This is a genomic window from Actinomadura sp. 7K507 (assembly GCF_004348425.1).
Lineage (GTDB): Bacteria > Actinomycetota > Actinomycetes > Streptosporangiales > Streptosporangiaceae > Spirillospora.
The window spans coordinates 1-18,322 of record NZ_SMKK01000078.1 but is presented as its reverse complement, the minus strand read 5'-3'; the positions used below and the strand labels follow the sequence as shown (position 1 = coordinate 18,322).

Below are 18,322 nucleotides of genomic sequence, written 5' to 3'. Positions count from 1 at the left end.
CCCAGTATCACCGCACCGGCCCGTCCTGGCGAACTCGTTCAGGCGAGGAGGGACGTCAGGTCCGACAGGTCGTCCGCCTCGGCCAGGTGGTAGGTGAGGTCGGTGATCCGGTCCGCCTGCGACTCGGTGACGCAGCGGGTGGCGTTCAGGCGGAACTTCGTCGCCAGTTCCTCGGACGACAGCGGGTTGCCGGGGCCGCCGCGGTTGTCGTCCACCCGCGCCTCCAGTTCGGTGCCGTCGCGCATCCGGACGCGCAGGACGGCCGGGAACTGGTGCGGGAAGATCTCGTCGCAGCGTGCGTCGGGCACGCAGCGCACCTTCGCGGCCAGCGCCAGCCGGGCGGGGTCCGCGGCGGCCTCGTCGGTGAAGTCCTCGTGGAAGACGCCGAGACCGCCGCCGCCCAGGAGCGCCGCCGCGACCGTGTAGGGGCCGGAGAACGCGGCGTGGTAGCCGGACTTGGGACGGATCTTGTCCTCGTGGGGTTCGCCGATCGTGCGGAGGACGGGCGTCGGGGCACCGAGTTCGATGCTCTCGATCCCGGCCGTGTCCAGCCCGCGCTCGCGCAGCCGGCGGGCGGCGTCGATGCCGGCGTGGGTGAAGTGGTTGCACGGGTAGGGCTTGAAGAAGATCCCCGGCAGTTCCCAGTGCTCGCCCAGCCCGGACGTGAGGGCGTCCAGGTCGACCTGGTCGCCGCAGAACGCCTGGAGGAACCCGAAGCGGCCTTCGAGGACGGTGGGCGGGCCGGTGATGCCGGTCCGGGCGAGACCGGCGGCCGTGACGGCGGCGTGCGCGGCCCAGCCGCAGTGGATCCGCTTGACGGTGCCGCCGGTCCGGTTGGCCTCCAGGATGCCCGAGCCCATGCTGGCGGCGATGCCCATCGCGTCCGCGATGCCGGCGGCGTCCAGGCCGGACAGCATCGCGGCGGACGCGGCGGCGCCGACCGCGCCGCAGATCGCGGTGGCGTGCAGCCCGCGCTCGAAGAACACCGAGTTGCCGAGGTCGCGGTCGTAGCCCGCCATGCCCAGCCGGACGGTGATCTCGATGCCGACTCCCACCGCGTCCAGCAGCAGGGCTCCGCCGGCGCCGCGGGACTCCGCCACGGCCAGCGCGGCGGGCACTACGGAGGCCGACGGGTGCAGGACGGACGGCAGGTGCGTGTCGTCGAAGTCGAGGGAGTGCGCGAGGGTGCCGTTCAGCAGCGCGGCGCTCGGCTCGGGGAGGCGGGTGCCCGTGCCGATCGCGGTGGCGCGCCCGGCGCCGCCCCACTCGGCGACGAGGTCGCCGACGGCGCGGGCCGGCGGCTCCGCCGTCGCGGCCAGGCTGTTGCCCAGGGCGTCCAGGACCCGGCGGGCGGCGTCGGCGCGCAGCTCGGGGGACAGGCCGCGCTCGCCCGCGTCCGCGGCCAGGGCGGCGAGACGCTGGACCGAGGTCATACCGTCGCCGGTCACGCGGTCACCGCCGCGAGGGGACGGACGGGGGAGCCGGTGCCGCCCTTGATCCGCAGCGGGGCGAGCACGAACACGAACTCGCGGAGCCCGGACTCGGCGAGCGCCTCCAGGTCGAGGTGCTCCAGGATGAAGATCCCCGATTCGACCAGCAGGATGCGGTGGACGGGCAGGACGGCGTGGCCGGCGCCCTCCGGGATCTGCTCGTAGGCGGTGGTGTCGGAGCCGGTCGCGGCGATTCCCCGGTCGGCGAGCCAGCGCGCGGCGTCCGTGGTGGCGCCCGGCACGCCGGTCTCCTTCCCGAGGTAGGCGGTGGTGTCGCCGAAGTTGCGCGCCCACCCGGTGCGGATCAGCGCGACATCACCCTCGCCAGGTTCGACCCCCGCCCGCTTGGCGGCGAGGTCCAGGTCCTCGGCGGTGACACCGTAGCCGGGCGGCAGCGTCGCCACGTCGTGGAGCGCCGCCACGTCCAGCAGGACGCCCCGGCGGAGGAGGCCGGGAAGGTTCTCGGCGCCGTGCGAGGTGAAGGCTCCGCCGCGCTGGGCGTCGGCGGCGGAGACTCCGCCGTGCAGTTCGCCGTTGTGGCTGACGTGGGACAGCGCGTCGATGTGCGTCCCGACGTGCCCGCCGGTCACGATGATCTCGTTGGCGGCGGAGCCGCCGTCCGGGCGCTCCATGTCGCCGTGCCGCCGGATCAGCGTCATCCGGAACCCGGGGTGGTTGGGGGAGCAGGGCATGCCGGTGAAGAACGGATGTCCCAGCTCGATCAGCCGGACCCCGCCGGCGACGGCCGCGAGGAGCGGGTCTTGGGAGTTCATAGGTTGCCTTCCTTGACGGGGCGGTCGGCGGCGGGGTCGTCGGTTCGGGCGGTGGCGAGCAGCCAGGTGGCGCGCTCGACGACCGCCTTGTCCACGAACCTGCCGGCGGAGTCGATCCACGCGGCGTCGCCGTGTTCGGTCAGCTGGCTCATCAGGTCGCGCGCCCACGCGACGTCCGCCGGGTCGGGGACGCACGCCTCGTGGACGACGGGGATCTGCGCGGGGTGGATCACCGAGCGGCCGAAGAACCCGGCCCGCTGCCCCGCGAGCGTGTCGGCGCGCAGGCCGTCCAGGTCGCGGACGGCTGTCCACACGCTCTGCGGCGGCGACGGGAGCCCGGCGGCGCGGGCGGCGACGACGACGCGGGAACGCGGCCACGCCAGCGCGTCACCGCCGCCGACGCGCAGGTCGGCGGCCAGGTCGGCCTCCCCGAGCGAGATCCCGGCGACCAGCGGGTGCGCGGAGGCCAGGGCCAGGGCGTTCTCCACGCCGAGCGCCGACTCCAGCATGGGGAACACCGGGACGCCGAGCGCGTCGGCGACCCGGCGCAGCTCGTCCGGGTCCTCGCTCTTGGGGACGCGGACCCCGGCGAGGGTGCCGGGCGCGGAGGCGAGGAGCGCGAGGTCGTCGGCTCCGTCCGGGGTGGCGGGCGCGTTGATCCGCACGTACGCGGTGTGGCCGGCGGCCAGGGTGTCCAGGACGGTCCGCCGGGCGGCCTGCTTGCCGGCCGGGGCGACGGCGTCCTCCAGGTCGAGGAGCACCCTGTCGGCGCCGGAGTCCAGGGCCTTGCCGATGCGGTCCGGGCGGTCGCCGGGCACGTACAGCCACGTCCGGGGGACGGGATCTCGCGGCGCCGGGTCCTTCGACGTCACTTGATCACCTTTTTGGCGCGCAGCTCGTCCAGCTCCGCCTCGCCCACCCCGTACCGGCCGAGGACCTCGGCGGTGTGCGCGCCGAGCGGCGGCCCGGCCGAGTCGATGCGGCCCGGCGTCTGCGACAGCCGGAACAGGACGTTCTGCATCTTCACCGGGCCCAGCTCGTCGTCCGGGACGGTCGCGATGGAGCCGAGCGCCTCGAACTGCGGGTCGGCCATGACGTCGGCGGCGTTGTAGATCGGGGCGACGGCGGCCTGCGCGTCCTCGAACGCCCGGACGACCTCGTCGCGGTCCCGCTGGGCGATCCAGGAGCCGACGGCCTCGTCCAGCACGTCGGCGTGCTCGGCGCGCTCGGCGCCGGTCGCGAACCAGGGCTCGTCGATCAGCTCGGGCCGTCCCACCAGCCGCATGACCCGCTCGGCGATCGACTGGGCGCTGGTGGAGACCGCGACCCAGCTGCCGTCGCGGGTCCGGTAGGTGTTGCGCGGCGCGTTGTTGTGCGAGCGGTTGCCGGTGCGGGCCTGCAGCTCGCCGAGCTGGTCGTAGGTGATGATCTGCGGCCCGAGCAGGGTGAGGATCGGCTCGATGATGGCGAGGTCGATCACCTGGCCCTCGCCGGTGGCCTCCCGGGCGCGCAGCGCCGTCATCACCGCGAAGGCGGTGGTCAGCGCGGCGATCCCGTCGGCGAGCCCGAACGGCGGCAGGGTCGGCGGGCCGTCCGGCTCCCCGGTGATCGCGGCGAATCCGCTCATCGCCTCGGCGAGCGTCCCGAACCCGGGGCGCTTGGAGTAGGGGCCGAACTGCCCGAACCCGGTGACCCGTGCCGTCACCAGCCCCGGGTTGATCTTCTTCAGCTCGTCCGGGCCGAGGCCCCAGCGCTCCAGCGTGCCCGGCCGGAAGTTCTCGATCACGACGTCGGAGTCGGCGACGAGCCGGCGGAACAGCTCCTGTCCCTCGGGGGAGCCGAGGTAGAGCGTCATGGCCTTCTTGCCCCGGCCGAGCATCTTCCACCAGAGCCCGACGCCGTCGCGCTGCGCACCGTGGCTGCGCACCGGGTCGCCCTTCGGGTGCTCGATCTTGATGACCTCGGCGCCGTAGTCGGCGAGCAGCGTGGCGGCGAGCGGCCCGGCGAAGAGCGTGGCCGCGTCGAGGACGCGGACTCCGGACAGGGCGTCGGTCATGGACGGTACCGCCTTCAACGTCGATGTTCCGCTTAGAGAAACGATCTCAAAGGTCAGGTCCGGATCGCGTGGGCGCCCCGGGCTTTCCAAGTTGGCACTGTTTATCGAGTTCCGTCAAGTTTTCGGCCCGACGATTGACCGAGTGCCTGATGGGTGTCACGATAACGGACCAACCCCCAACGTTCCTCTAAGCGGAACGAATGATCTGAGGGGAACGGCAGCAGCCGGCGCATCGCCGCCGGCGTCATGGCGGAGGAGACGGATGTCGGCTCGTAAGCTCACCGCCGGGCTCGCCGCCTGCGCGTTCCTGCTGGCCGCGGCGGGCTGCGGCGGCTCGGCGCCGTCCGGCGCGGCCGGGACGGCGGCCGGACGCGACGAGGGACCGCTCAAGATCGGCGCCCTGCACCCGGTCAGCGGCGCCAACGCGGTCGACGGCCAGCAGATGCGCCGCGGCGCCGCGATGGCGGTCGAGGCGATCAACGCCGCGGGCGGCATCAAGTCCCTCGGCGGACGCAAGGTCGAACTGGCGACCGGGGACACGCAGGGCAAGGCGGAGGTCGGCCAGAGCGAGGCCCAGCGCCTCATCTCCGAGGGGGCCGTCGGCCTCGTCGGCACCTACCAGAGCGCCGTCAGCACCAACGTCGCGGTCGTCGCCGAACGCAACGAGGTGCCGTTCGTGATGGACGTCACCGCGACCGACGCGATCTTCTCGAACGGCTACCGGTACTCGTTCCGGGTCCAGCCCGGCAGCGCCGCCATCTCCGAGGCCGCCGCCCGCTACCTCAAGCAGGTGTCGCAGGAGGCCGGCAAGCCGGTGGCGAAGGTGGCGTTCCTGCACGAGCAGACCGACTTCGGAAGCGGCGCCGCCGAGGCGTTCACCGAGGCGGCGGAGAAGCTCGGGATCGAGGTCGGCCCGAACATCAGCTACGACGCGCTGACCGTGTCCGACCTCACCGCGCAGGTCACCCAGGTCAAGGCGTCCGGCGCGAACGTGCTCGCGGTCGCGGGCTACTACCGCGACAGCCTGCTGGCGGCCAAGGCCATCAACGCGGTGAAACCCGATCTGGACGCCGTGTGGGGCGTGTCGAACGGCGCCTTCGACCAGCCGAAGTTCGTCGCCGAGGCCGGCGACATCGGCGAGCGGTACTTCAGCACCAACTACCACTTCGACGCCCAGAGTCAGGAGACGGCCGAGCTGCGCGCCGAGTACCGGCGGCGCTACGGCGACCCGATGCGCACGGGCGCGGTCCTGTCCTACGACGCGGTCCAGGTGATCGCGCAGGGCGTGGAGCGCGCGGGCTCCACCGACATGCAGGAGGTACGCGAAGGGATCGCGTCCTCCCGGGTGCGGCCCATGACGGTCGGCGCGGGCCCGATCGCGTTCGCCCCCAACGGCGACAACCGGAACGCCCTGCCCATCCTCATGCAGATCCAGGAAGGGCGGGTCAAGCAGGTCTATCCGCCGGATAAGGCCGAAGCCAAGCCCAACTACTCGGTGACGTGGCGGCAATGAGCGACATCGCAACCAAGACAGATCCCCCTACCCCGCCTCCCGCCGGACGTCTCGCGCCGCTCCGCGACGGCGTGACCGGGACGGTCCTCAAGCGCGCCGCCGTCATCGGAGGCGCGGTGGCGGTCGCGATCGCGGTCGCCCTGGTCCAGTCCGGCAGCGGCCTGGTCGTCTGGCAGTCGGTGGTCACCGGCCTGCTGATGGGCGGGCTGTACGGGCTCATCGCGATGGGCCTGACACTGATCTTCGGTGTGCTGGACATCGTCAACTTCGCGCACGGGGCCCTGCTGGCCATCGCGATGTTCATCGCGTTCGGCGTCGTGCAGGCCACCGGGCTGCACCCCTATCTCACACTGCTCATCGCGGTTCCCGCGCTGTTCCTCATCGGCGCGGCCGTGCACCGGACCCTGCTGTCCGGGGCGGGCGGGGCGTCGCTGGAGAACCAGCTGCTCATCACGCTCGGCCTGGCGCTGCTGCTGGAGAACGGGCTCCTGATGTTCTTCGGCGCCGAGCCCAAGAACGTCGCGCTTCCCGGCGACTTCCAGTTCGACCTGTTCGGCGCGGTCGTGGCGGGCGGGCGGCTGTACGCGTTCGCCGGCGCGCTGCTGATCGGCGCGGCGCTGTTCTGGCTGCTGCGCCGCACCAGGTTCGGGACGGCGATCCGCGCGGTCGCCGCGAACGGGCAGGGCGCCGAACTGGTCGGCGTGAACGTCCGGCGGGTGCACACCGTCACGTTCGGGATCGGGACGGCCTGCGCCGGGGCCGCCGCGGTCCTGGCGGCGCCGCTGGTCACGGTGACGCCGACGCTCGGCGAGCAGTTCAACATCACCGCGTTCGTCGTGGTCGTGCTCGGCGGCATGGGCAACGTCGCCGGCGCGCTCGTCGGCGGGCTCCTCATCGGGCTGGTCGAGCAGCTCACCACCATCTACATGGACGGCCAGAGCTCGCTGCTCGGCGTGTTCATCGTCTTCGTGCTCGTGCTGTTCCTGCGGCCGCAGGGCCTGTTCGGCAGGGCGGCGGGAGAGGGAGGCGGCGCATGACCGGGCTCACCATCACCGGCCGCCAGGGCGCGGGCGCGTCGCGCCGGGCGAAGGCGCCGCCGCTGCGCCCGCAGAACCGGCAGTTCGCGGTACTCGCGGTGCTGCTCCTCCTCGCGATCCCGCTGCCGCTGCTCCTGCCGCCCGCGCAGGGCGCCGTCGCGGTCCGCATCCTGATCTTCGCGATGATGGCCATCGGCTGGAACGTGATGAGCGGGTTCGGCGGCATGTTCAGCTTCGGGCACGCCGCGTTCTTCGGCCTCGGCGCGTACACCAGCGCGTACCTGCTGGTGGAGCACGGCGTCTCCCCGTGGATCGGGATGCTCGCCGGGATGGCCGTCGCCGCCGCGGTCGCGGTCGTCATCGGCTACTTCTCGTTCCGCTACAAGCTCAAGGGCGCCTACTTCGCGCTGGCGACGTTCGCCTTCGCGGAGATGCTCCGGCTGATCGTCACGACGACGGAGTTCACCAACAAGGCGGTCGGGTTCACGGTCCCGCTGATCCAGGGCTCCTCGCTCTGGAAGATCCAGTTCGCGGCGGACTCGCCGATGTACTTCTGGATCGCGCTCGGCCTCGCCGGGCTGGCCGCCCTGGTCAGCATCGTGTTCCTGTACTCGCGGACGGGACGCTACGTCACCGCGATCCGCGACGACGAACTCGCCGCGGCCTCGCTCGGCACGCCCGTCATGCGCTACAAGCTGGCCACCGTCGCGCTGTCGGCGGCGATCACCGCGGTCGCCGGGGCCTTCTACACGCAGTACTACCTGTTCGTGAACCCGGACCTGGCGTTCGGGTCGTCGGTGTCGATCCAGGCGATCGCGACCGTGGTGATCGGCGGCATCGGCACCGTCTGGGGCCCGATCGTCGGCGCGGTCATCCTCGGCGCGCTGTCGGACGTGACCGCCACGCTCCTGCGCACACCGCCGGACTTCCTGAACTTCCTGCAGGGACGCAGCGGCCTGGACGTCGCGGTGTACGCGGTCCTGCTCATCCTGATCGTCCGGCTCCTGCCGAAGGGGATCGTCGGCACGATCACCGAGAGGTGGCGCAGATGAGTCTCCTGAGCGTCTCCGGCGTCGGCAAGGGCTTCCGCGGCCTGCGGGCGCTGTCGGACGTCGACTTCCAGGTCGGGCAGGGCGAGATCCTCGGCATCATCGGCCCGAACGGCGCCGGCAAGACCACCCTGTTCAACGTGATCTCCGGTGCCCTCGCCCCCGACACCGGACGGGTCGTGTTCGGCGACCGGGACGTCACCGGCTCCCCGCCCGACCGGATAGCCCGCGCCGGCATGGTCCGGACGTTCCAGCTCATGCGGCCGTTCGGGAGCATGACCGTCCTGGAGAACGCCGTCCTCGCCGCCCAGCACCGCCGCCGGTCGCCGCGCGACCTGCGCAAGGACGCGATGGACGTGCTGGAGCGCGTCGGGCTCGGCGACTGGGCGTACCACAACGCCACCGAGCTGCCCACGGCCGGGCTGAAGCGCCTGGAACTCGCACGGGCGCTGGCGATGCGGCCGAAGGTCCTGCTGCTGGACGAGGTGCTCGCCGGCCTCGTGCCCGCCGAACGCGAACCCGTCCTCGACCTGCTCGCCGCCCTGCGCGAGGAGGACGGGACCACGCTGCTGTTCATCGAGCACATCATGGCCGCCGTCATGCGGCTGTCGGACCGGGTCCTCGTCCTGGACCAGGGCAAGGTCCTGGCCAGCGGGTCCGCCGAGGGGGTCACCTCCGACCCGCGGGTGATCGAGGCGTACCTCGGAGAGGAGCCGGACGATGCCGAAGACTGAGGCGCGGGACGCCGACGTGCTGACGATCGAGAAGCTGTGCTGCGGCTACGGCCGCATGCAGATCCTCCACGACATCGACCTGCGCCTCGGCGAAGGGGAGATCGTCGCGCTCGTCGGCGCGAACGGGGCGGGCAAGACCACGACGCTGCGCGCCGTCTGCGGCCAGCTCCGCCCGATGTCCGGGACGATCAGGTTCGCGGGGGCGTCCACGGCCGGGCGCCGCCCGGACCAGCTCGTCCGGGACGGCCTGGTGCACGTCCCCGAGGACCGTGCCCTGTTCGGCACCCTCACCGTCGAGGAGAACCTGCGGATGGGCGCGTGGACCCGCGGCGCCGACGAGGCCGCGGCGAGCATGCGCGAGGTGTTCGAGCTGTTCCCCGTCCTCGGCGAGCGCCGCGCGCAGGTCGCGCAGACGTTCAGCGGCGGGCAGCAGCAGATGCTCGCGATCGGCCGCGCGCTGATGGCCCGCCCCCGGCTGCTGCTGCTGGACGAGCCGTCCACCGGACTCGCGCCCAAGCTGACCTGGTCGGTGCTCGACGCGGTCAAGCGGATCCGCGACACCGGCGTCTCGGTGCTGCTCGTCGAGCAGAACGCCAAGCAGGCGCTCGGCATCGCCGACCGAGCCTACGTGCTGGAGAGCGGCTCGACCGTGCTGCACGGGACGGGCGCGGAGCTGGCCGGCTCCGCCGAGGTCAGGAAGGCGTACCTGGGGCTGTGACGAACGTGGAGCGGGCACCGGACGCGGAGTCGGTGCGGCGCGCGGCGGCCGCGACGGCCGGGCTGGGGGAGTGGGTCTCCGGCCTGGCCGTGGCGGCCGTGCCGCGCCGGGTGCTCGACCGGCTGTCGCTGGTCCTGCTCAACGTCGCCGGAGTCACCGCCGTCGGCGCCGCGCTGGACGAGCAGGCGGCGCTGCGGTCGTCCTGGCGCGCCTCGGACGGTCCCGCCCCCCTCATCGGCGCGGGCCGCTGCGCCTCGGCGGACGCCGCCGCGTGGCTGAACGCGACGGCCCTGGTCTGCCTGGAGCTGGACGAGGGCAACAAGTACGCGAAGGGGCATCCGGCGGCACACGGGTTCCCGGCCGTCCTGGCGCTGGCTGCGGAGCTGGACGCCACCGGCGCCGACACGGCCGCCGCCCTGCTCGCGGCCTACGAGACCGCGTCCAGGTTCGGGCGCGCCTCCCGGCTGCGGCTGGGCGCGCACCCGCACGGGAGTTGGGGCGTGGCCGGCGCCGCCGCCGGGTGCGCCCGGCTGCTCGGCCTCGGCCCCGGGGCGACCGCCGCGGCGATCGACACCGGGGCGGGGCTGCCGGTCGCGGGCCACTTCACGTCCGCGACGGACGGGAACCCGGTGCGGGACGCCTGGATGGGCGCCTCCAACCTGTCCGGCCTGGTGGCCGCCCGGATGGCCGCCGCCGGAGCCGCCCGCAACACCGGGACCGCGGCGCTGTCGCTCGGCGGCCTGCTCGGCGAGTTCGATCCGTCCGAGCTGACCGGCGCCCTCGGCACCCGCTGGGACGTCACCAGCGGATACTTCAAGCGGCACGCCTCCTGCTCGTTCACCCATCCCGGCGCGGACGCCGTGCTGGGCCTCCGCGGCGGGCTCGACCCGTCCCGGATCACCGGGATCGTCGTGGAGACGCACGCGCTCGGCGGCGGGCTGGCCTCGGCGGAGTGGGACGGGCGGCTGTCGGCGATGTTCTCGCAGCCGTTCGTCGTCGCCGCCGCCGTGCTGGAGGGCGAGGCCGGCCCCCGCGTGCTGGAACGCCGGGACGACCCGGCGCTGCGGAGTCTCGCCCGGCGGGTCCGGCTCGTCGTGGCGGACGACCTGACCGCGCGCCTCCCCGGCGAGCGCGCCGCCCGGGTGACCGTCGAGCTCGACGACGGGACCGTCCGCACCCGCGAGGTGCCCAACCCGGTCGGTGACGCCGACCACCACCCCCTGGGCGAGCAAGATCTCCTGACCCTGCTGGAGGGATGGCTGCCAGGGCGGGAGGAACTGGTCGGCCGGGCGGCCGCCTTCGCCCGCGACCTGCCCGCCCTGGACCGCGTCGGCGAGCGGCTGCGCGGACTCGCGGGCGCCGGAGGCCGGCCGTCCCGCAGAGAGGAGCCGAACTGATGCGCGCCCTGGCGATGACGCCGATCCACCTGCCGCCGGAGGAGATCCGGCGGCGGCAGGACCGCTACGACCGGCTCGCCCCGCCCGGCCTGGCGGTCGAGCTGCGCGACGTCGGCCCGGCCGCGCCCCGAGCGCTGGACGACGAGCCGTCGATCCGCGCGTCCGAGCGCGCGGTCGCCGCCGCGCTGGACCGGGCGGGCGGCGGCTGGGACGTCGCGTTCCCCGACTGCGTCCTCGACCCGGCGGTCCCCGATGGCCCCGGCCCCGCCGCCGAGCCGGGGGTCCCGGTGAACGGCCTGCTCAAGCTGAGTAGTATGCACCTTGCTGCGAAGAACATCCCATTCGGTGCGGTGGTCCGGAACGAGGCGATCGGCGCGGAGCTGGGCCGCCGCCTCCGGGCCTACGGGCTGGACGCCTGGGTCGCGGGGGTCGCGGTCATGGACCTGCCCTTCGACGCGATCGCCGACACCGGCGCCTGGAACGCCGCCCTCGGCGAGGCCGTGGACGCGCTCGCCGCCGCCGGAGCCGCCGCCGTGATCAACGGATGCTCCGCCGTGGACGTCGAGGAGTCCCGCCTCAAGGCCCCGGTCGTCGACCCGACCGCCCTCGCCCTGCGGCTGATGCCCATCGGGACGAGCACATGACGGCGGAACCGACCTCATCCTCGCCGGCCCCCTCGCGCGCCGGCGCACCTACCGACAGTGACACCTGAGGAGACACCATGGCGACGACCGAACTGCTGCTGAAGAACGTGCGGGTGGTCCGTCCCGACGCGCCCGAGGGCAGCGAGCCGGAACTTCTCGACATCGCCGTCGACGCCGGCACCATCGCCCGCGTCGCCCCCGGGCTGCCGGACGACGACGCCGCCACCGTGATCGACGGCGGCGGGCGGCTCGCTTTCCCCGGCGTCGTGGACGCCCACCAGCACTGGGGCATCTACAACGAGCTCGGCACCGACACCCGCACCGAGAGCCGCGCCGGCGCGCAGGGCGGCGTCACCACGGCGCTGACCTACATGCGCACCGGCCAGTACTACCTGAACAAGGGCGGCCCGTACCGCGAGTTCTTCCCCGAGGTCCTGAGCGCCGCGGAAGGCAAGTCCCACGTCGACTACGCGTTCCACCTCGCGCCGATGATGGCCGAGCACATCGACGAGATCCCGTACCTGGTCGAGGAGCACGGCGTCACCTCGTTCAAGATCTTCATGTTCTACGGGAGCCACGGCCTGCACGGGCGCTCGTCGAGCCAGAGCGACTTCCTCATGACGCCGCCCGAGGAGCGCTACGACGTCGCGCACTTCGAGTTCGTCATGCGCGGCGTCCAGAAGGCCCGCGAGCAGCTCGGCGACTACGCGCCGCACATCTCGCTCTCGCTGCACTGCGAGACCGCCGAGATCATGACCGCCTACACCCGGATGGTCGAGCAGGAGGGGACCCTCACCGGCCTGCGCGCCTACAGCGCGTCCCGCCCGCCGCACTCGGAGGGCCTCGCCGTCACCATCGCGTCCTACCTCGCGCACGAGACCGGGCTGCCCAACATCAACCTGCTGCACCTGTCGTCGGAGAAGGCGCTGTCGGCGGCCCTCACCATGGCCGGCGCGTTCCCGCACATCGACTTCCGCCGCGAGGTCACGATCGGCCACCTCCTCGCCGACGTCGACACCGCCCACGGCCTCGGCGGCAAGGTCAACCCGCCGCTGCGCGACCGCGCGGACGTCGAGGCGCTCTGGCGGCACGTCCTGGCCGGCGAGGTCGACTGGGTCGTCAGCGACCACGCCTGCTGCCGCGACGAGATGAAGTTCGGCGCCGACCGCGACGACATCTTCCTCGCCAAGTCCGGCTTCGGCGGCGCCGAGTACCTGCTGCCCGGACTCGTCGGCGAGGGCCTCAAGCGCGGGCTGCCGCTCCAGCGCGTCGCCCAGCTCACGTCCTGGAACCCGGCCCGCCGCTACGGCCTGCTCAACAAGGGCACCATCGCCGAGGGCTACGACGCCGACATCGCCCTCGTGGACCCCGACGTCTCCTGGACCGTCCGCGCCGCCGACTCCGAGTCCACGCAGGAGTACACGCCGTTCGAAGGCTTCCCCATGACGGCGAGGGTGACCGACACGTTCGTCCGCGGCCACCGCGTCTACGCCGACGGCCGCATCGCCGGGGACCCCGTCGGCCGCTACCTCCGCCGCGGCCGGTGAACCCTAGGATCGTGCCGTGACCGACCAGACCGCCACCGCGCAGCCGGCAGCGTCCGCCCAGGGAGGGACCGAGGTCGCCGGGCGGGTCGCGGACGTCCTGCTGCTGTTCGCCGGCGGACCCGAGCACCTGGGCGTCAGCGCCATCAGCCGCGAGCTCGGCATCTCCAAGGCCGTCGTGTACCGGATCCTCCAGTCCCTCGTTTCACGTGAGGTGCTGGAGTCCGGTCCGGCGGGCTACCGGCTCGGCCCCGCCGCCGTCGCGCTCGGCGTGAGCGCGCTGCGCGGGTTCAACGTCCGCAACGCCGCCGCGCCCGTCCTGCGCCGCCTGCGGGACGAGACCGGCGAGACGACCACCCTGTCCGGCCTCGTCGGGGACGAGCGCGTCTACCTCGACCAGTTCGAGAGCCCCCACGAGGTCAAGATGACGGTGGAGGTCGGCCGCCGGTTCCCCCTGCACGCGGGCTCGTCGGGCCGGGTGATCCTGGCGTTCCTCCCCGAGGACCGCCGCGAGGCGTTCTTCTCCGGCCCCCTGGCCGCCCTCACCGACCGGACGGTCGTCGACCTGGCCGAACTCCGCGCCCTGCTCGCCGAAACCGCCCGGGAGGGCGTCGCGGTCTCGCTCGGCGAGCGGCAGGCCGACGCCGGGTCGGTCGCCGCGCCCCTCTTCGGCCCGGACGGCGAGGTCCACGGCTCCATCAGCGTCTGCGGGCCCCGCCACCGCTTCACCCCCGAGACCATCGACCGCTACCGCACCCTCGTCCGCGAGGCGGCCGAGGCGATCACTCTCACCTGGACGACCCACCGGTAGCGGGGTGCGGCAGCGGCCGGCCGGTCTCAGCTCGGGCGTTCCAGCTGGACCTTCGGGAGGCGCTTCGCCACGGGGCCGGGAAGCCACCAGGCGTGCTTCCCGAGGAGCTGCATGACCGCGGGGACGATCAGGCAGCGGATCACCACCGCGTCCAGGAGGATCGCGACGGCGAGGCCCAGGCCGAACTGCTGCAGCATCCGGTCGGGGCTCAGGATGAACGCCGCGAACACGACGATCATGATGGCGGCGGCCGCGGTGATGACCTTGCCGGTGGCGGCCAGGCCCTCACGGACGGCGTGCGCCGGATCCCCGCTGCGTTCCCATTCCTCGTGGATGCGCGAGACGAGGAACACCTCGTAGTCCATCGACAGGCCGAACACGATCGCGAAGATCATCACCGGGATGAACGACTCGATGGGGCCGGGCTGGGCGCCGAACCGGCCGTCCTGGAAGACCAGCGTGATGGCGCCCAGCGCGGCGGCGATCGACAGCAGGTTGAGCGCCGCCGCCTTGAGGGGGATCAGGAGCGAGCGGAACACCACCATCAGCAGCACCGCGGACAGGCCGACGACCACGGCGACGAACAGCGGCATCCGTTCCGAGACCGAGTCGGCGAAGTCCTGGGCGGCGGCCGTGGGCCCGCCGACCAGGTACTCGGTCCCGGTCTGCTGGGACAGGGCCGGAAGCACGTCGTCGCGCAGGTCGTGCACGAGGTCGCCGGTGGCCTCGTCCTGCGGCGCGGTCTCGGGGAACGCGAGAACGGTGGACACCGCGCCGTCCTGCGACTGGAAGGGCGGGGTCGTCCCGGCGATGCCCTCCGTCCGGTCGAGGGTCTGCTGGAGCTGCGCGGCCGAGCCCTCGGTGACGATGACCAGGGGGCCGTTGGTGCCGGGGCCGAACCCCTCCGCCATCAGGTCGTAGGCCTGCCGGGAGGTGGACGACGCGGAGTCGTTGCCCGCGTCGGCGAAACCGAGCCGCATGTCGAGCGCCGGAGCGGACAGCGCGAGCAGGGCCGCGACGGCGACGAGCAGCGCGGGAACGGGCCGCCGCTGGACGGCCGCGGCCAGCCGCCGCCACCCCTCGTCCCTGGAGCGGTCCGCGCGCTTGAGGACCTGCCGCTGGATGCGGCCGCCGAACACCGCCAGGAGGGCGGGCAGCAGCGTCAGCGACGCCGCCATGGTGACCAGCACGGTCAGCGCCACGGCCAGCGCGACCCCCTGGAGCGCCCCCAGGCCGAGGATGATCAGGCCGAGCAGCGCGATGATGACGGTGCAGCCGGCGAAGAAGACCGTCCGGCCGGCCGCGTCCAGCGCGTAGCGGGCCGCGTCCGCCCGGTCGAGCCCGCGCCTGAGCTCGTGCCGGTAGCGGTAGAAGATCAGCAGCGCGTAGTCCACGCCGACGCCCAGCCCGATCAGCATCATGATCGGCGGGGTGAAGTCGGCGACCGTGAACACGTGCGAGGCCAGCGCGATGAGCCCGACCGCGCCGCCGACCGCGAACAGCGCGGTGACCAGCGGGACCGCGGCCGCCACGATCGAGCCGAACAGCAGGATCAGGATGACCAGCGCGGCGAGCATCCCGGCTCCCTCGGCGGCGCCGCCGCCTCCTTCCTCCGCGGTCCGGACGGGGTCCCCGCCGAGCTCGACCTGGAGACCGTCGCCGCCGACGGCCTTCGCGGTGTCGATGATCTCGGTGACGTGCTCGGACGGGACATCCTCGGCCGAACCGTCGAGGGTGACGGCCGCGTAGCCGATCTTGCCGTCCGCCGAGATGCTCCCCTGGCCGGGGGCTTGGACGTCGGCGACGCTCGGCAGCTCCCGGACCTTGCTCACCATGCCGTCGATGGCCGCCTGGTCGCCGCTCAGCCCCTGGTCGTCCTTGAGGACGATCTGGATGGCGGCGCCCGCCTGGAGCGAGCCGTGCTCCTCCATCAGGTCGGAGGCGGCCTGGGAATCGGTTCCGGGCAGCGAGAAGTCGTTGTGGTAGGCGGTGCCGGCGGCCTGCGAGCCGACCGTGATCCCCGCGACCACCACCACCCACAGCAGCAGGGCGACCCACCGGTGGCGCTGCGACCAGGCGGCCAGGCGGCCGAACCTGCCCGTACGCGTGCCTCCCGCGGCCGTGTCCGTGGTGCGCGTGTTCGAGGTCATCGCGTTCAGCCTCCCTGGCGGTTTGCGCGGCGGGCCCCGACGACGGCGCCGAGCACGGCGCACAGGACCGGCACGGCGATGAACGCGGCCAGCAGGCCGCCGGTGCCGTCCACGTCGAGGGTGCGGTCGAGGATGAAATGGAAGAAGGCGCCCACCGTCTCGGTCAGGAAGAAGCCCGCGGCTCCCCCGACCAGGAAGCCGACGGCGGCGCCGGTGGCTTGCGCGGATGCTCTGCTCATACCGGCAAGACTCGGCTCACGGCACGCCGCGCGGCATCGGCCTCCGGCCGTCACCTGCCGTACCCCACCGGTTGCGGGCCCGCGGCCCGCGTACACCTACGGTTGCGACCCGCCGGTCATCCAGCTCGGGTTGACCATGCCGGACTCGTAGGCGAGGACGACCAGCTGCGAGCGGTCGCGGACGTCCAGCTTGGACATGATGCGGCTGACATGGGTCTTGGCCGTGGCCGGGCTGAGGACGAGGCGGGCGGCGATCTCGTCGTTGCTGAGCCCCGCGGCGACCAGCAGCATGACCTCGCGCTCGCGGTCGGTGAGGGCCTTCAGCCGCGGACTCGGGACGGGGGTGTCGACCCGCCCGGCGAACTCGGCGATCAGCCTGCGGGTGACCGACGGGGTGATCAGCGCGTCCCCGCGCGCCACGACCCGCACCGCGTGGATCAGCTCCTCCGGATCGGTGTCCTTGAGCAGGAAACCGGCGGCGCCGGCCCGGAGCGCGCCGTAGACGTACTCGTCGAGGTCGAACGTGGTCAGGATGACGACCCTCACGCCGTCGAGCCGCCGGTCGGCGGTGATCCGCCGGGTGGCCTCCAGGCCGTCCATGCCGGGCATCCGGATGTCCATCAACGCCACGTCCGGGTGCAGCTCGCGGCACGCGGCGAGGGCCTGCTCGCCGTCCGCGGCCTCACCGGCCACCGTGATGTCGTCCTCGTCGTCGAGGATGGAGCCGAATCCGGCGCGCACCAGCCGCTGGTCGTCGGCCAGCAGAACCTTGATCATCGTTGTCCTTCGGGGGAGTGGGGGAGGCGGGCCCGGACGAGGAAGCCGCCGTCCGGCCCCGGACCCGCGGTCAGTTCGCCGTCCAGCGCACGGGCCCGCTCCCGCATCCCGTGGACGCCGGACCCGGAGGCGCCCGGCACCGGGCCGCGGCCGTCGTCGGCGACCTCGACGACCACCTCCCGCACCCCTCGCTCGACGCACACGGTGACCGTGGTGGCGGAGGCGTGCCGGACGACGTTGGTGAGTGATTCCTGGACGATGCGGTACGTGGCCAGCTCCACGCCGGTGGGCAGCGGCCCGCCGCCGCCCGTGACGCGGGCGCGGACCGTGAGCCCGGCCGCCCGCGCCGACTCGACGAGCTCGCCGATCCGGTCGATTCCGGGAGCGGGCGCGGTCGGCGCGCCCTCGTCGTCACCCCGCAGCACCCCGATCGTCGCGCGCAGGTCGCGCAGGGCGTCCCGGCTCGATTCCTTGATCGCCGCGAGGGCCTCCTGCGCCTGCGCCGGGTCCCGCTTGAACCGGTGCAGTGCCGTCCCGGCCTGGACGTTGATGAGCGAGATGTGGTGCCCGGCGACGTCGTGCAGCTCGCGGGCGATGCGCAGCCGTTCCTCCCCGGCCGCGCGCTGCTCGGCCTCCCGCATGTAGACGCGGCGGCTGTGCCGGACCCAGCCCAGCGCCACCATCGCCACGATCCACCCGGTCAGCATGAACAGGGCGACCGAGTTGACGTCCCCGTTGCCCGAGAGCGTCCCGGCCCCCGTCCCGATGACGATCACCGCGGCGACGGCGACGGCCGCCTGGAGCCGCCCCTGGGCCGCGATCATGTACAGCGCGACGATCGGGGCGATCATCAGCGGCCCGTCGAACAGGCTGAGGATGTAGTAGGCGCCCGTGGCCGCCACCGCCACGAGCGCGGCCGCGACGGGAAAGCGGCGGCTGAAGTACAGGGCTCCGCAGCCGATGACGATCAGTGCGAACGTGAGGACGGTGATCCCCCACGGTTCACTCCCCGGGACGATCAGCGGCCGCAGGCTGCCGGCGATCACCAGGATCAGGACGCCGGTGGCCACGGCCTTGTCCGTCAACCTGCCGCGCAACCCCGGCCAACCACCCATGCGATCAGCCTAGACGGCGCCCTGGCCTGGCCATACCCACCTCGCGGCGCGAACGGCGCGGGCGCTCCGCAACTCTCGTTGTACATTCGCGCGGCCGAACCGCAACCACGGGTGTAGACGGCTCAGCGCCGCACCCGGGCGGGGAACTCGGCCCACACCGTGGTGCGCGGCCCGTCGGGCCGGTGTCCCCAGTGGACCGCGAGCGCGTCGACGATCTGCAGCCCGCGCCCGCTCTCGGCGAGCTGCGCGTCCCGCAGCACCGGCCGCTCCCCGCC

General features: G+C 73.2%; 17 protein-coding genes. 9 read left to right on the top strand and 8 right to left on the bottom strand.

Annotated features, from left to right (window positions below):
- Window positions 1–38: 38 nt before the first annotated feature.
- From E1285_RS19120 to E1285_RS19105, 4 genes are read right to left on the bottom strand one after another with little or no spacing between them, the layout of a single operon-like run.
- Window positions 39–1,448, bottom strand: coding sequence for an MmgE/PrpD family protein (locus E1285_RS19120; protein ID WP_243722899.1), 1,410 nt, complete (start codon window positions 1,446–1,448; stop codon window positions 39–41).
- Window positions 1,445–2,263, bottom strand: a complete 819-nt coding sequence (locus E1285_RS19115) for a cyclase family protein (RefSeq protein ID WP_132153913.1) — start codon at window positions 2,261–2,263, stop codon at window positions 1,445–1,447. The genes E1285_RS19120 and E1285_RS19115 overlap by 4 nt, the downstream gene beginning before the upstream one ends.
- Complete coding sequence (locus E1285_RS19110; RefSeq protein ID WP_132153912.1) at window positions 2,260–3,135, bottom strand: CoA ester lyase; 876 nt, start codon at window positions 3,133–3,135, stop codon at window positions 2,260–2,262. Before E1285_RS19110 ends, E1285_RS19115 begins: the two co-directional genes overlap by 4 nt.
- Window positions 3,132–4,319, bottom strand: a complete 1,188-nt coding sequence (locus tag E1285_RS19105) for a CoA transferase (protein WP_132153910.1) — start codon at window positions 4,317–4,319, stop codon at window positions 3,132–3,134. The genes E1285_RS19110 and E1285_RS19105 overlap by 4 nt, the downstream gene beginning before the upstream one ends.
- 262 nt (window positions 4,320–4,581) lie before the next feature.
- Between E1285_RS19105 and E1285_RS19100 the strand changes: the two genes are divergently transcribed.
- The 9 genes from E1285_RS19100 (at window position 4,582) to E1285_RS19060 (ending at window position 13,766) form a co-directional block, all read left to right on the top strand.
- A complete protein-coding gene (locus E1285_RS19100; RefSeq protein ID WP_132153908.1) occupies window positions 4,582–5,832 on the top strand; it encodes an ABC transporter substrate-binding protein in 1,251 nt (416 codons plus the stop codon).
- On the top strand, window positions 5,829–6,869 hold the full coding sequence (locus E1285_RS19095) for a branched-chain amino acid ABC transporter permease (RefSeq protein WP_132153906.1): 1,041 nt from the start codon (window positions 5,829–5,831) through the stop codon (window positions 6,867–6,869). Before E1285_RS19100 ends, E1285_RS19095 begins: the two co-directional genes overlap by 4 nt.
- On the top strand, window positions 6,866–7,921 hold the full coding sequence (locus E1285_RS19090; protein WP_132153904.1) for a branched-chain amino acid ABC transporter permease: 1,056 nt from the start codon (window positions 6,866–6,868) through the stop codon (window positions 7,919–7,921). Before E1285_RS19095 ends, E1285_RS19090 begins: the two co-directional genes overlap by 4 nt.
- Window positions 7,918–8,652, top strand: a complete 735-nt coding sequence (locus tag E1285_RS19085) for an ABC transporter ATP-binding protein (protein ID WP_207946669.1) — start codon at window positions 7,918–7,920, stop codon at window positions 8,650–8,652. The genes E1285_RS19090 and E1285_RS19085 overlap by 4 nt, the downstream gene beginning before the upstream one ends.
- On the top strand, window positions 8,639–9,370 hold the full coding sequence (locus E1285_RS19080; protein WP_207946668.1) for an ABC transporter ATP-binding protein: 732 nt from the start codon (window positions 8,639–8,641) through the stop codon (window positions 9,368–9,370). Before E1285_RS19085 ends, E1285_RS19080 begins: the two co-directional genes overlap by 14 nt.
- Entirely contained in the window at window positions 9,367–10,767 is a 1,401-nt protein-coding gene (locus E1285_RS19075) for an MmgE/PrpD family protein (RefSeq protein ID WP_207946667.1), read from the top strand. Before E1285_RS19080 ends, E1285_RS19075 begins: the two co-directional genes overlap by 4 nt.
- On the top strand, window positions 10,767–11,411 hold the full coding sequence (locus E1285_RS19070) for an aspartate/glutamate racemase family protein (protein ID WP_132153900.1): 645 nt from the start codon (window positions 10,767–10,769) through the stop codon (window positions 11,409–11,411). Before E1285_RS19075 ends, E1285_RS19070 begins: the two co-directional genes overlap by 1 nt.
- A 77-nt stretch (window positions 11,412–11,488) precedes the next feature.
- Window positions 11,489–12,958 (top strand): dihydroorotase family protein, encoded by a 1,470-nt coding sequence (locus tag E1285_RS19065; protein ID WP_132153898.1) that lies wholly within the window; start codon window positions 11,489–11,491, stop codon window positions 12,956–12,958.
- Window positions 12,959–12,974: 16 nt separating this feature from the next.
- Complete coding sequence (locus tag E1285_RS19060) at window positions 12,975–13,766, top strand: IclR family transcriptional regulator (RefSeq protein ID WP_132153896.1); 792 nt, start codon at window positions 12,975–12,977, stop codon at window positions 13,764–13,766.
- 26 nt (window positions 13,767–13,792) lie between these two features.
- Here the strand turns inward: E1285_RS19060 and E1285_RS19055 are convergent, their stop codons facing one another.
- From E1285_RS19055 to E1285_RS19040, 4 genes are all read right to left on the bottom strand, one after another.
- On the bottom strand, window positions 13,793–15,916 hold the full coding sequence (locus E1285_RS19055; protein WP_132153894.1) for an MMPL family transporter: 2,124 nt from the start codon (window positions 15,914–15,916) through the stop codon (window positions 13,793–13,795).
- Window positions 15,917–15,921: 5 nt separating this feature from the next.
- Complete coding sequence (locus E1285_RS19050) at window positions 15,922–16,155, bottom strand: hypothetical protein (protein ID WP_132153892.1); 234 nt, start codon at window positions 16,153–16,155, stop codon at window positions 15,922–15,924.
- A 96-nt stretch (window positions 16,156–16,251) separates the two neighbouring features.
- Window positions 16,252–16,932: a response regulator transcription factor gene (locus tag E1285_RS19045; RefSeq protein WP_132153890.1), complete on the bottom strand. Its 681-nt coding sequence runs from the start codon at window positions 16,930–16,932 to the stop codon at window positions 16,252–16,254.
- Complete coding sequence (locus E1285_RS19040) at window positions 16,929–18,047, bottom strand: sensor histidine kinase (RefSeq protein ID WP_132153888.1); 1,119 nt, start codon at window positions 18,045–18,047, stop codon at window positions 16,929–16,931. Before E1285_RS19040 ends, E1285_RS19045 begins: the two co-directional genes overlap by 4 nt.
- Between the last annotated feature and the right edge of the window lie 275 nt (window positions 18,048–18,322).

Coding starts and splice junctions, on each gene's coding strand:
- E1285_RS19115 (WP_132153913.1), bottom strand. CDS start 2,263: ATGAACTCCCAAGACCCGCTCCTCGCGGCCGTCGCCGGCGGGGTCCGG.
- E1285_RS19105 (WP_132153910.1), bottom strand. CDS start 4,319: ATGACCGACGCCCTGTCCGGAGTCCGCGTCCTCGACGCGGCCACGCTC.
- E1285_RS19100 (WP_132153908.1), top strand. CDS start 4,582: ATGTCGGCTCGTAAGCTCACCGCCGGGCTCGCCGCCTGCGCGTTCCTG.
- E1285_RS19095 (WP_132153906.1), top strand. CDS start 5,829: ATGAGCGACATCGCAACCAAGACAGATCCCCCTACCCCGCCTCCCGCC.
- E1285_RS19090 (WP_132153904.1), top strand. CDS start 6,866: ATGACCGGGCTCACCATCACCGGCCGCCAGGGCGCGGGCGCGTCGCGC.
- E1285_RS19085 (WP_207946669.1), top strand. CDS start 7,918: ATGAGTCTCCTGAGCGTCTCCGGCGTCGGCAAGGGCTTCCGCGGCCTG.
- E1285_RS19080 (WP_207946668.1), top strand. CDS start 8,639: ATGCCGAAGACTGAGGCGCGGGACGCCGACGTGCTGACGATCGAGAAG.
- E1285_RS19070 (WP_132153900.1), top strand. CDS start 10,767: ATGCGCGCCCTGGCGATGACGCCGATCCACCTGCCGCCGGAGGAGATC.
- E1285_RS19065 (WP_132153898.1), top strand. CDS start 11,489: ATGGCGACGACCGAACTGCTGCTGAAGAACGTGCGGGTGGTCCGTCCC.
- E1285_RS19055 (WP_132153894.1), bottom strand. CDS start 15,916: ATGACCTCGAACACGCGCACCACGGACACGGCCGCGGGAGGCACGCGT.
- E1285_RS19050 (WP_132153892.1), bottom strand. CDS start 16,155: ATGAGCAGAGCATCCGCGCAAGCCACCGGCGCCGCCGTCGGCTTCCTG.
- E1285_RS19045 (WP_132153890.1), bottom strand. CDS start 16,932: ATGATCAAGGTTCTGCTGGCCGACGACCAGCGGCTGGTGCGCGCCGGA.
- E1285_RS19040 (WP_132153888.1), bottom strand. CDS start 18,047: ATGGGTGGTTGGCCGGGGTTGCGCGGCAGGTTGACGGACAAGGCCGTG.